12 protein-coding genes and 2 pseudogenes are annotated in these 12,397 nt (G+C 63.7%); 1 reads left to right on the forward strand and 13 read right to left on the reverse strand.

Translation table 11 applies throughout. The features are described from left to right. Positions 1 to 47: 47 nt before the first annotated feature. From A7A09_RS21345 to coxB, 13 genes and pseudogenes are all read right to left on the reverse strand, one after another. Complete coding sequence (locus A7A09_RS21345) at positions 48 to 284, reverse strand: hypothetical protein (RefSeq protein ID WP_245999206.1); 237 nt, start codon at positions 282 to 284, stop codon at positions 48 to 50. Between the two features lie 24 nt (positions 285 to 308). Then, positions 309 to 443: pseudogene (locus tag A7A09_RS21350) on the reverse strand (glutamate synthase-related protein); the annotation flags it as partial. Positions 444 to 510: 67 nt separating this feature from the next. Then, positions 511 to 1,695: pseudogene (locus A7A09_RS22030) on the reverse strand (FMN-binding glutamate synthase family protein); the annotation flags it as partial. A gap of 67 nt (positions 1,696 to 1,762) precedes the next feature. Next, on the reverse strand, positions 1,763 to 3,172 hold the full coding sequence (locus A7A09_RS05855; RefSeq protein WP_106690519.1) for an FAD-binding oxidoreductase: 1,410 nt from the start codon (positions 3,170 to 3,172) through the stop codon (positions 1,763 to 1,765). A gap of 30 nt (positions 3,173 to 3,202) precedes the next feature. Further along, a complete protein-coding gene (locus A7A09_RS05860; protein WP_106690520.1) occupies positions 3,203 to 3,787 on the reverse strand; it encodes a GNAT family N-acetyltransferase in 585 nt (194 codons plus the stop codon). Next, a complete protein-coding gene (locus tag A7A09_RS05865) occupies positions 3,787 to 5,061 on the reverse strand; it encodes a M16 family metallopeptidase (RefSeq protein ID WP_281277408.1) in 1,275 nt (424 codons plus the stop codon). Before A7A09_RS05865 ends, A7A09_RS05860 begins: the two co-directional genes overlap by 1 nt. Beyond that, positions 5,058 to 6,440: a threonine synthase gene (gene thrC, locus A7A09_RS05870; RefSeq protein WP_106690521.1), complete on the reverse strand. Its 1,383-nt coding sequence runs from the start codon at positions 6,438 to 6,440 to the stop codon at positions 5,058 to 5,060. The genes A7A09_RS05865 and thrC overlap by 4 nt, the downstream gene beginning before the upstream one ends. Before the next feature lie 10 nt (positions 6,441 to 6,450). Beyond that, positions 6,451 to 7,122: an SURF1 family protein gene (locus A7A09_RS05875; protein ID WP_106690522.1), complete on the reverse strand. Its 672-nt coding sequence runs from the start codon at positions 7,120 to 7,122 to the stop codon at positions 6,451 to 6,453. 90 nt (positions 7,123 to 7,212) lie between these two features. Next, positions 7,213 to 8,013: a cytochrome c oxidase subunit 3 gene (locus A7A09_RS05880; RefSeq protein ID WP_106690523.1), complete on the reverse strand. Its 801-nt coding sequence runs from the start codon at positions 8,011 to 8,013 to the stop codon at positions 7,213 to 7,215. A gap of 26 nt (positions 8,014 to 8,039) precedes the next feature. Next, entirely contained in the window at positions 8,040 to 8,603 is a 564-nt protein-coding gene (locus A7A09_RS05885; protein WP_106690524.1) for a cytochrome c oxidase assembly protein, read from the reverse strand. Then, a complete protein-coding gene (locus A7A09_RS05890; protein WP_106690763.1) occupies positions 8,600 to 8,815 on the reverse strand; it encodes a cytochrome c oxidase system small membrane protein in 216 nt (71 codons plus the stop codon). Before A7A09_RS05890 ends, A7A09_RS05885 begins: the two co-directional genes overlap by 4 nt. After that, positions 8,815 to 9,732: a heme o synthase gene (gene cyoE / locus A7A09_RS05895; RefSeq protein WP_106690525.1), complete on the reverse strand. Its 918-nt coding sequence runs from the start codon at positions 9,730 to 9,732 to the stop codon at positions 8,815 to 8,817. Before cyoE ends, A7A09_RS05890 begins: the two co-directional genes overlap by 1 nt. 26 nt (positions 9,733 to 9,758) lie before the next feature. Then, positions 9,759 to 10,661: a cytochrome c oxidase subunit II gene (gene coxB, locus A7A09_RS05900; protein WP_106690526.1), complete on the reverse strand. Its 903-nt coding sequence runs from the start codon at positions 10,659 to 10,661 to the stop codon at positions 9,759 to 9,761. A gap of 200 nt (positions 10,662 to 10,861) precedes the next feature. On the opposite strand from coxB, the gene tldD reads away from it, so the two are divergent. Beyond that, the gene (tldD, locus tag A7A09_RS05905; protein ID WP_106690527.1) at positions 10,862 to 12,283 is read left to right on the forward strand and encodes a metalloprotease TldD; all 1,422 of its coding nucleotides are present in this window, start codon (positions 10,862 to 10,864) and stop codon (positions 12,281 to 12,283) included. Positions 12,284 to 12,397: the final 114 nt, after the last annotated feature.

Here is a 12,397-nt window from a genome sequence, read left to right on the forward strand (position 1 = left end):
ATCCATGATCCACCGGCACAAGGGCGATAAGCACCCCTTGCTGCGCATCACCCGTTTTCCGATACCACCATCGCGAAACTGTCGATCTGTGCCCTGTCCCAATATTTCGCGAATGCGGGATGCCGCACCTCTCCGGACAAGAGCTCTCCCGGCTTCAGCCAGTCATAGAGGCTGGCCGCCGACCTGACCTCACGCGGGCTGGTGCGGATCATCAGGTGATGCGGCGTGAACTCGTCGGGATGCCGTAACCCCGAGCTTTCACAGGCTTCCTTCAGCGCATACATGGTCCCGTTGTGGAACCGCGCTGCCCGAACCGCCTTGTCGGGCACGACCAGCGCCCGGTAGCGGTCGCGGTCCTGCGTGGTGATGCCGGTCGGGCATTTTCCGGTATGACAGGACTGCGCCTGGATGCAGCCGATGGCGAACATGAAGCCACGCGCCATGTTCACCCCCGTCCGCCCCCAGGGCCGAGATCCGGCAGATGTCGAAAGCGGTGATGATCTTGGCCGATGCGATCAGCTTGACCCGATCACGAATATCAAGCCCGACCAAGGTGTTATGCACCAGCATCAAGCCTTCGCGCAGCGGTGCCCCCTTGTGATCGGCAAACTCGACCGGCGCCGCGCCGGTGCCGCCCTCGCCGCCATCCACGGTGATGAAATCGGGGGTGATCCCCGTCTCCCGAAAGGCCTTGGCCATGGCGAACCATTCCCATGGATGGCCGACGCAAAGCTTGATGCCCACCGGCTTGCCGCCCGACAGGTCGCGCAGCTGGCGGATGAAGTCGCATAATTCCCTTGGCGTCGAGAACTCCGAATGCGAGGATGGGCTGATACAATCCACTCCAACCGGAACCCCCCGCGCCTCGGCGATCGCCTCGGTCACCTTCGGCCCCGGCAGGATGCCACCATGTCCGGGCTTGGCGCCCTGGCTCAGCTTGATCTCGATCATCTTCACCGCGTCATCGGCGGCGGTTTCGGCAAATTGCCCGGGATTGAAACTGCCATCGGGATGGCGGCACCCGAAATAGCCCGAGCCGATCTGCCAGACAAGATCCCCACCCATCCGGTGGAAGCGCGAGATCGAGCCCTCGCCCGTCGTATGCGCGAAACCGCCCGCCTTGGCCGCGCGGTTCAGCGCCTCGATCGCATTGGGCGACAGCGCACCATAGGACATGCCCGAAATGTTCACGACCGAGCTTTCATAGGGTTGCGTGCAATCCGGCCCGCCGACGCGAATGCGAAAATCCTGGCTGTCCAGATGGGTGGTCGCCAGCGAATGGTTCAGCCATTCGTAACCGTCGCCATAGACATCGCGCAGCGTGCCAAAGGGCCGCACGCCCTCGATCCCCTTCGCGCGGCGATAGACCACGGCACGCTGCTCGCGCGAGAAAGGCGTCTCGTCGTGATCGTCCTCGACGAAATATTGCCGGATCTCGGGGCGGAAATGCTCCAGCAGATAGCGCATCCTCGAAGCCAGCGGATAGTTCCGCATCAGGGCATGGCTGGTCTGGTTCAGGTCATATATCCCCATGCAGGTCCCGACGAGCCCCAGAACAGCCAGCAGGACACCCAGGATCGGGGCAATGCCAATCAGGGCAAGCCCCAGGGGCATCATCAGAATCGCTATGACAAAAGGCAAATACCGCTCGTAATGCCGAGCACCTTCGACCGCGCTTGTGAATTTCAATCGCATGGTCTCCTCCCGTTTACGCCCCAAGCATGACTCAGAGCAGGGCGGAGATTAAGCAAAATCCGGAAAATCAGCCGGAAATAGGTAATATTGCCCCCGGATTCATGATGCCTGCGGGATCCAGCGCCTGCTTGATCGCCCGCATCGCCGCCAGCCGCGCGGGATCGCCCCAACGTGCCAGGTCGCCGGTTTTCAGGCGGCCCACACCATGCTCCGCCGAGAACGAGCCGCCGCGCGCGACGACCATCTGATGAATGCGATAGGACAAGTCGCGGCGGATATCGTCGTAATCGTCACGATGCCGTCCCCGGGCCGGGAACAGGTTGTAATGCAGGTTGCCGTCGCCCAGATGGCCAAAGCAATTGATCCACATATCGCCCTGCTCGGCCAGCATTGTCCCGGCATCGCGGATGAACCCGGCGATCTCGGACAAGGGCAGGCTGATATCATGGCTGGCAATCGCCCCGACAGCGCGGTTCGCCTCGGGGATATGTTCGCGCAGGTTCCAGAACTCCCCGGCCTGCTGTCCCGATTGCGCGATCACGCCGTCGCTGACCAGCCCCGCCTCTGCCCCCGCGACGAACAGCTCTTCCAGCGCCGAATCCGCCGCCAATCCGGCGGGAAGCCCGACCTCGACCAGCGCCATCCAGTCCGGGCGCGTCTCGAAGGGTTGCCGGATCTGCGGGAAATGCTCGGACAGGAATTCAAGCCCCTGCCCCGAGATCAGCTCGAACGCGGTCACGCCCCCGGCCATGCGGTCTTGCGCCAGGGACAACAATCGCAAGGCAGCCTCGGGGCTGTCCACGACCAGCATCGCCACGCCCGTTTCGGCCGGAACCGGGGCAAGCACCAGCGATGCCGCCGTGATGATCCCCAATGTGCCCTCGGCGCCAATCAGCAGGTCACGCAGGTCGTAGCCGGTATTGTCCTTTCGCAACCGCTTGAGATCATGCATGATCTCGCCCGAAGGCAACACCGCTTCTATCCCCAGGCACAGCGCCCGCGCATTGCCATGGCGCAGCACGTTGACCCCGCCCGCATTGGTCGAGAGCACACCGCCGATCTGCGCCGTCCCCTGCGCCGCCAGCGACAGCGGGAACTGCCGCCCGGCCTCGGCCGCCGCGTCGCGAGCCTGCTGCAATGTCGCGCCTGCCTCGGCCAGCATCACGCCCTCATCGGCGAACACCCCACGGATCGCCGTCATCCGCTCCAGCGACAGGACCAGTGGCGCGGGACCGTCGGACATCACCTGCCCTCCGACAAGCCCGGTGCCGCCGCCGCGCGGGACGATGGGCACATGCATATCCGCGCAGGCGCGCACCACCGCCGCCGCCTCCTCGACATCGCGCGGCGCGGCGATCAGCCCGGCCTGCCCGAAGAACCGCCCCCTCGGCTCTTCGAGATAGGCGGGGGAGAGGTCACGCAGAACGCCTTCGGGCAGGCGTTTTGCCAGCTTCTCATCGGCGGGATTCAGGGTCATGACCATGTTTTCCTTCTAGTTCCCGGCGGGTCAGCGTGCTTCGCTACGCCCACGCCGGTCGCTCCGCAGATTGGCGTAGAGCACGTGGTTTCGCCAGCGCCCATTGATCTGCAGATAGCTTTGCGCGACGCCTTCATATTTGAAACCCGACCGCTCCAGCACCCCGCGCGAGGCGGCGTTTTCCGGCAGGCAGGCGGCCTCGATCCGGGACAGGTCGAGCGTGGTGAATGCGTGATGCACCAAGACCCCGATCGCCTCGCGCATATAACCCTGACGCGCGAAGGGTTTGCCGATCCAATAGCCGATGGTCCCGGTCTGCGCGGGACCACGGCGGATATTGTCCAGCGTGATCGCCCCCAGCAGCACCCCGTCGCGGCGCAGCAGGAACAGCGGCAGGGCAGTGCCGCCCTTGCTGGCCCGTGCGGCCCAGTAGACGCGGTTGGTAAAGCTCTTGCGCGTCAGGTGATCGGGGGACCAGACCGGCTCCCACGGGGTCAGGAAATCGCGGCTTTCGATGCGCAGCGCCGACCAGGCGTTGAAATCCGCATGGGCGGGCAGCCGCAGCACGATCCGCTCGGCCTCAAGCCGGACGGGGCGTCGCCGCAGGAACAGCATCAGGCGGCAAGCCGTTCTGCCAGCGCCTCGCGCGGGGGCGCATGATCCACCGGGCCGTAAAGCGCGAGCGCCGGGCGGGACCGGCCGATCAGACGCTCGGCATGGGCGCGGACATCGGCAAGGCTGACCGAGGCGATGCGCTCGGCCACTTCGGCGGGATCCATCACCCTGCCCCAGATCGCCAGCACCCGCGCGATCCGCTCGGCCTGCGCCGAGGGGCTTTCCAGCCCCATCAGCAGACCGGCACGAAGCTGCGCCTTGGCGCGCGCCACCTCTGTCTCAGAGAGGTCGCCTGCGGCCCGCCTGATCTCGTCGATGGTCAGATTGGCGAGGTCGGCGATATCCTCGCCCCCGGTCCCGGCATAGATCGTCATCATCCCGGTATCGTCATGGAAACCCGACTGCGCAAAGATCGTATAGCACAGCCCGCGCTCTTCCCGGATTTTCTGGAACAGACGAGAGGACATCCCGCCCCCAAGCGCCGCCGAGAATATCTGTGCCGCGTAGAAATCCGGCGCGAGATAGCCCGGCCCTTCCAGCGCCATGGCAAAATGCGCCTGCTCCAGTTTCTTGACATGGCGCACCTCGCGGCCCTGCCAGACGGCACCCTCGCGCGGGGCTTGCAGGATCGGGGCCAGATGGCCGAAAGCCGCCTCGGCCAATCGCACCATGCGGTCGTGATCCACGGCCCCCGCCGCCGCCACGATCATCTGGCCGGGGCCATAATTCTCGGCAACGAAACCGGCCAGATCGGTGCGGCCAAAGCTGCTGACCCGCTCTGCCGGGCCAAGGATCGGCCGGCCGATGGCCTGGTCGGGATAGGCGGCCTCTTGCAGCCAGTCGAAGATCACATCATCGGGCGTGTCCAGAGACTGCCCGATTTCCTGCAGGATCACGCCACGCTCGATCTCGATCTCGCGCTGATCAAAGACCGGGTTCAGGACGATATCCGAGATCACGTCGAAGGCCAGATCGACATCATCCTCGAGCACCCGCACGTAATAGGCGGTCGCATCGCGCGAGGTATAGGCGTTGATGAAACCGCCCACATCCTCGATCGCCTCGGCGATCTGCAGGGCGCTGCGGGTCCTGGTGCCCTTGAAGGCCATATGCTCCAGGAAATGGGCGACACCGTTCTGCTCGACCCGCTCGTTCCGCCCGCCCGCGCTGACCCATATGCCGAGGGACGTGGAATGCAGCCCCGGCATCTCGCGCGTCGCGACACGCAATCCGTTGGGCAGGGTGGTCAGGCGCAAATGGGGATCGGTGGTCAATTCGTTCTCCGTTCGAGGATCAGCGATTTCAGCGCCTCTACATCATTTTCGACGCGTGTCACAGTTTCGGGCAGGTCGAACAGATCCGCCATATGCGGCGGCAGGTCCGGACGGACACCCACCGCCCGCTCGACCGCGTCGGGGAATTTCGCCGGATGCGCTGTTGCCAGGGTCACCATCGGCACGCCCGGCTCGATATTCTGCCGCGCGACGGCCGCCCCGATGGCACTGTGCGGGCACAGGATCTCGCCCGTTTCCTCGCGGATGGTGCGGATCATCGCCAGCGTCTCGTCCTCGGACACCCGGCCCGAGACATAGAACTCGCGCAGCGCCTGCAAGGCACCCTGGCTGATCGTGAAGCCGCCGGCTTTCAACTCTTCCATGATCTGGCGGATCGCCCCGGCATCCTTGCCATAGGCCAGATACAGCGCCCGCTCGAAATTCGAACTGACCTGGATATCCATCGAGGGCGAGATCGAAGGCTCGACCGTGCCGACCCGGTATTCGCCGCTGCTCAGGGCGCGGTGCAGGATGTCGTTCTGGTTCGTCGCCACGATCAGGCGGCGGATCGGCAGCCCCATCGCGCGGGCGAAGGAACCCGCCAGGATATCGCCGAAATTACCGGTCGGGACGGTGAAATCCAACTCGCGATGCGGCGCGCCAAGGCTGACCGCTGCGGTGAAATAGTAGACGATCTGCGCCACCACCCGAGCCCAGTTGATGCTGTTCACCCCCGCCAGCCCGACCTCGTCCCGGAAGTCATGGTCGTTGAACAGGTCCTTCAGCCGCGCCTGGCAATCGTCGAAATGCCCGGCAACGGCCAGCGCATGGACATTGGCGGCATCCGGCGTGGTCATCTGCCTGCGCTGAACCTCGCTGACCCGGCCATGCGGGAACATGATGAACACGTCGACATTGTCGATGCCCTTGAACGCCTCGATCGCGGCCGAGCCGGTATCGCCCGAGGTCGCGCCCACGATGGTGATCCGCTGCCCCGACCGCTTCAGCGCGATCTCGAAGAGCTGCGCGATCAGTTGCATCGCGAAATCCTTGAAGGCCAGTGTCGGGCCGTGGAACAGCTCCAGCAGGTGATGGCCTGGGGCAAGCTGTTTCAGCGGAGCGCGCGCCGCGTGATTGATGCGGGCATAGGCGCGGGCAATCGCGCCGCGCAGCTCGTCCTCGGTAAAGCAGTCGCCGGTATAGGGGCGGATGACGCGATAGGCGACCTCTTCATAGGGCAGCCCTTCGAGCGCGGCGATATCCTCCATGACCGGCACGGTCTCGGGCAGATACAGCCCGCCATCGCGCGCCAATCCAGAAAGCATCGCCTGTTCAAAGTTCAAAACCGGGGCCTCACCCCGTGTCGAGACGTAACGCATCGCCGATCCTTCAATATCTCCGCTGCCTGATACGCCAGATCAGCGCGGCTGTCATCCCTGCCCAGACAGCAGCAATCATGAACCATTGCACGGCATAGGACAGGTGGTTGTTCGGGATCCCCTCGATGGCGACGGGGATGGGCTCGACCCCTTGCGCATCGCCTTCGACGAAACTGGCGACGACCAGGACGGGCTGTGTCTCCAGCGCATCGGCCATGGCGGGGACATCGCGGGCGAACCAGATATTCTCGTCAAGGTTCGGCGCCGGGGTCGAGCCGCTCTTTTCATTCGGCCAATGCAGGTTGCCGCGGATGGTCAGCCGGACCGGACCGCGTTCGACATGGCGCGCCTCTTGCGGGACGAAACCGCGGTCCACCATGATCTTCCGCCCGTCATCGGTGATGAAGCCCGAGACGATCTGGTAACCGCCGCCCTGCTCCTTGGTATGGGACAGCAGGTCGAGTTCGTCACCCGTGGTGGTGCCGCTGACGGTCACCGGCAGGTATTTCATCGATGGATCGACCTGCGCGGGCAAGGGCACGGCCGGGGCGTCGATCTGCGCCTGGATCTCGGCCAACATCCCCTCTTTCCATCCCATCCGCTGCAATTGCCAGATGCCAAGTCCGATCAGGATGGCACAGCCGACCACGCCAAGGATCAGGGGAAAGAGATAGCGGCGCATGGGAGATGGAAAGCCTTCGATGCGGGTAAAACCCAAATGAAAACGCGCGGGGTTTCGACCCCGCGCGTCACCTTATTACCGGTGGGGAGATCAGCTGCCCCAGATATAGATCACGGCAAACAGGAACAGCCAGACCACGTCGACGAAGTGCCAATACCAGGCGGCGGCCTCGAAGCCGACATGTTGCTCTTGCGTCATCTGCCCCTTCTTGAAGCGGAGAAGGCAGACCAGCAGGAAGATCGTGCCGATGATGACATGCAGACCATGAAAGCCCGTGGCCAGGAAGAACGCGCCGGCATAGGCGGTGTCGGACAGGCCGAACTGCGCATGGCTGTATTCATAGGCCTGCAAGACGGTAAAGAACGCGCCGAGCACGACCGCGACGATCAGGCCGTTGATGGTGGTCTTGCGATCGCCCTCATGCACCCAGGCATGGTGCGCCCAGGTCACGGCAACACCCGACAGCAGCAGGATCAGCGTGTTGATGAAGGGCAGATGCCAGGCATCGAAGGTCACGATCCCCTCGGGTGGCCAGACGCCATCCCTGATCGGGCTTTCCGGACCCATCGGATACATCGCGTTCTTGATGAAGTTCCAGAACCAGGCGACGAAGAACATCACCTCGGAGATGATGAACAGGATGAAGCCGTATTGCAGCCCGATGCGGACCACCGGGGTATGATCGCCGGTTTCGCCCTCGCGGATCACATCGGCCCACCAGCTATACATGACATAGAGGACGCCGACAAAGCCGATCAGGAACATCCATGGGCCATGATCCTGCATCCACATCACGGCGCCGAACAGCATGATGAAGGCCGAAACCGCACCGATGAAGGGCCAGATGGAGGGCGGAAGAATATGATAATCGTGGTTCTTTGCGTGCGCCATATGTGAGTCCCCGTCGGCTCCTCGGATCAGTTGACGTTATTCGCCGGGGCCGCGTCAAGCACGGCCTGCTTCGGCTCGGTCCGGTGGAAGGTATAGGACAAGGTAATGTCCCGCACCCAGCTTGCATCCCGATCTTCCAGAAGTTCGGGATCGACATAGAAATTGACCGGCATCTCGACCCGTTCGCCGGGCTTCAAAGTCTGCTCGGTAAAGCAGAAGCACTGGATCTTGCTGAAATAATATCCCGCCACCTCGGGCGCGACGTTATAGCTGGCGGTGCCGGTGATCGTCTCGTCGGTCGTGTTGACGGCCTCGTAATAGGCCATCGCGTTCTCGCCGATCTGGACATCCATCCTGGTCTGCATGGGGCGGAAGGTCCAGCCGAGGTCCTCGTCCACATTGGCGTCGAAACGGACCCGGACGACCTCTTCCAGAACCTCGTCGGGGGCGGCGGTCGAAACCTGCGTCGTACCGCCGAAGCCGGTGACGCTGCAGAACCAGTTATAGAAGGGTACGGCGGCCCAGGCCAGCGCCCCCATCGTCAGCACGACACCGACCAGGCTTAGGGCTGTGCGGGATTCGCGGCTCATTCGCTTGCCTCCTGCGCAGCCGGGGTTTCCTGTTCCAGCGGCGTGATCGACACGCGCGGCTGGTGATCATAGGCTTCCATCAGATCGCCCTGCCGGACCTTGACCACCGTCAGGCCAAAGACCAGCGCGACGAACCCGGCCAGCACCAGCCCCAACCCGACATTGCGCGAACGGCGACGGCGATGCAGTTCATGTTCGGTTTGCATCGGCATCACCATGTCCCCACCCAATGTTGAACCAGCAATGCCAGGAAATGCAGGAACAGGTAATATAGCGACAGCTTGAAGACGCGCTTCTCGACCGCATAATCATCGGCAATCGCGGCATCCTCGTTCCGGCGCATGACACGCCATCCGCCCAGGATGAACAACGCATTCAGCACCACCGCCACGGCCAGGTAGACCGGCCCGCCGACCGGGGTCAGCCCCAGCCAGATCGCGAAGGGCGCAAGAACCAGCGTATAGCCGAAGATGTGGCGGCGCGTGACGGCCCGGCCATGGGTCACGGTCAGCATCGGCACGCCGGCCTTGTGGTAATCTTCCTTCATGAACAGCGCGAGCGCCCAGAAATGCGGCGGCGTCCAGAAGAAGATCAACGCGAACATCAGCAGGGATTCGATGCTGATGCCGCCGGTCGCGCAGGCCCAACCGATCATCGGAGGGAAGGCGCCTGCCGCACCGCCGATAACGATATTCTGCGGCGTCCAGCGCTTCAGCCAGATCGTGTAGATCACCACGTAGAAGAAGATCGTGAAGGCGAGGAACCCGGCGGCGAACCAGTTCGCGGCCAGCCCCAGCATCATCACCGCGATGACCGTAAGGCCAAGCCCCAGCCCCAATGCCTCGCCGCCGGTCACCCGGCCCGACGGGATCGGGCGCTTTTGCGTGCGGCGCATCACCGCATCGATATCGGCATCATACCACATGTTCAGCGCGCCCGAGGCTCCGCCGCCCAGGGCGATGAACAGGACAGAACAGAATGCCACGAAAGGATGCACGGCAACCGGCGCCACCCACAGCCCGACAAAGGCGGTGAAGACCACCAGCGACATCACCCGGGGCTTCAGCAACGCGACATAATCGCGAAACTCCGCCTCGGGGGCACCGTCATATGCGTGGGTATCGATCATTCCTGCGCGTATCTGTGTCTAGAGGATCAGTTGGCCGCGGCCAGTTCGACCCCGGAATCGGATGTCAACAGGGCGGCCTGTTCTTCTTCGCTCAGGCTGCCGCCCTGCGCCTCGACCCAGGCGATGTATTTCTCGGGCGCGACTGCTTTCACGACGATCGGCATATAGGCATGGTTGATGCCGCAAAGCTCGCTGCACTGGCCGAAATAGACGCCTTCCTGTTCGACATTGAACCAGAGCTGCGCGATCCGGCCCGGCACGCCGTCCTGCTTGACGGCGAAGGCGGGCACGGTCCAGCTATGGATCACGTCATTGGCGGTCACCTGCACCAGCACGTTCTTGCCGACCGGGACGACAACCTCGGTATCGGTGGCAAGCAGGTATTCATCCTCGCTATAGCCGTTCTCGGCCAGCTCTTCCTTGGTCAGCATGATCGAATCGAAGCTGAGCTCGTTCTCGGGATATTCGTAGGACCAGTACCACTGGTTGCCGATTGCCTTGATCACCACGTCCGGATTCGGCGGCATTTCCTGGCTGCGGAACAGCGCCGGCAGAGAGAAGGCGCCGATCACGACCAGCACCAGCACCGGCACCAATGTCCAGACGATCTCGACCGGGGTGTTATGGGTGAACTTGGCGGGAACCGGGTTCAAGCGGCTGTTATAACGGAAGATCACGATCAGCAGCAGCGCACAGACGAAAATGGTGATCAGGGTGATGATGATCAGGACGAAATGATCCAGCCATTGCTGATCGCGCGCCAGTTCGGTCGCGGCAGGCTGAAAACCCATTCCCTTCGCAACCGGCTTGCCGATCACGGGCAGATCGCCCAGTACATCCTGTGCCAGAGCCGCCCCGGCCAACATCCCCGCCCCTGCGAGTCCCGTAGCCGCTCCTGCTGCACGCCGAATCAACGCTATTGCCATCATTCCATCCCGTCGCGTTTGGTGAGGCCAAAATGGCCGCAAGGGCCGCACGAGGCCGCCCCTTTCCCTTTCACATAGACCGTTCTATGACCATATCTCGACCTCTCGGGCAAGTGATACATGGGAATTAGAAATGAATTTCGGGGACCATGCGTCCCGAAAACCCATCATCGCAAAGCCTGCGCCAACGGAGCCGCCCAACCATGACCCGCAACCGTTTCGACCCGTTCACCCAGCATCTGGACCGCGAGATCGCCCTTGGCATCCTGCGCGACGCCGTTGCGGGCGCCGATGACGGCGAGTTGTTCCTGGAGCGGAGCACCGCCGAGACGCTGGTCTTCGATGACGGACGGCTGCGCAATTCGGGCTATACCGCCAACCGGGGCTTTGGCCTGCGCGCCGTGCGCGGAGAGGTGACGGGCTATGCCCATTCCACCGAAATCAACGAGGAATCGCTGCGTCGCGCGGCCGAGACGGCACGCCTTGCCGTTGGTGCGGGCGGCGGCAACCTGGCCGATCCCGCCCCGATGGAAACGTGCGGGCTTTATGCCGCGATCGATCCCGCCGACGGCATTCCCATCGCCCGCCGGATCGAGCTGTTGCGGCAGATCGACGATTACGCCCGCACACGGGATCCGCGCGTCGTGCAGGTCACGGCCTCGATCGCATCCTCCTTGCAGGAAGTGGCGATCCTGCGCCCCGAAGGCGGGCTGGTCACCGATATACGCCCGATGGCGCGACTGAATGTCGCAGTCATCGTCGAGAATAACGACCGCCGCGAATCCGGCAGCTTTGGCGGCGGCGGGCGCGTCTCGCTCGACGGGCTGATGGAGCCGTCGCATTGGCAGAAGGCCGTGGACGAGGCTTTGCGCATCGCGCTGGTCAACCTGCGCTCGGTTCCGGCGCCGGCGGGGGTGATGGATGTCGTCCTCGGTCCCGGCTGGCCCGGCATCCTGCTGCACGAGGCTGTCGGCCACGGGCTGGAAGGGGATTTCAACCGCAAGAAGGCCTCGGCCTTTGCCGGGCTGATGGGGCAGCGGGTGGCCGCGCCCGGCGTGACCGTTGTCGATGACGGCACCATTCCCGACCGCCGCGGCAGCCTGAACGTGGATGACGAGGGCACGCCCCCGGCCCGCAATGTGCTGATCGAGGATGGGATCCTGGTGGGCTATATGCAGGATCGCCAGAATGCCCGGCTGATGGGCGTGGCCCCGACCGGCAATGGCCGTCGCGAGAGCTTTGCCCATGCGCCCATGCCGCGCATGACCAATACCTATATGCCCGGGGGCGATGCCGATCCCGCCGCGATCCTGTCGGATTTGAAGGACGGCATCTATGCGGTGGGCTTCGGCGGCGGGCAGGTCGATATCACCAATGGCAAGTTCGTCTTCTCCTGCACCGAGGCCTATCGCGTCAGGAACGGCGTGGTCGACGATCCGATTCGGGGTGCGACGCTGATCGGAGACGGCGCCACCGCCTTGCAGCATGTCCGCGCGATCGGCAACGACATGACGCTCGATCCGGGTATCGGCAATTGCGGCAAACAGGGGCAATGGGTGCCGGTCGGCGTCGGCCAGCCGACATTGATGATCGGTGGCCTGACGGTTGGCGGCTCGGCCAGCTGACCTTTTCATGCCGCCTGCCCTTCGGGCGCCATGGCGTTCATGCGCATTTCCGGGTGCAAAACCGGTAACCGCTTTTGCCGGAGATGCTTTAAGGATTTGTTAAATGTTCCCGGG

It is taken from the genome of Paracoccus methylarcula, assembly GCF_003007735.2.
GTDB classification, from domain to species: domain Bacteria; phylum Pseudomonadota; class Alphaproteobacteria; order Rhodobacterales; family Rhodobacteraceae; genus Paracoccus; species Paracoccus methylarcula.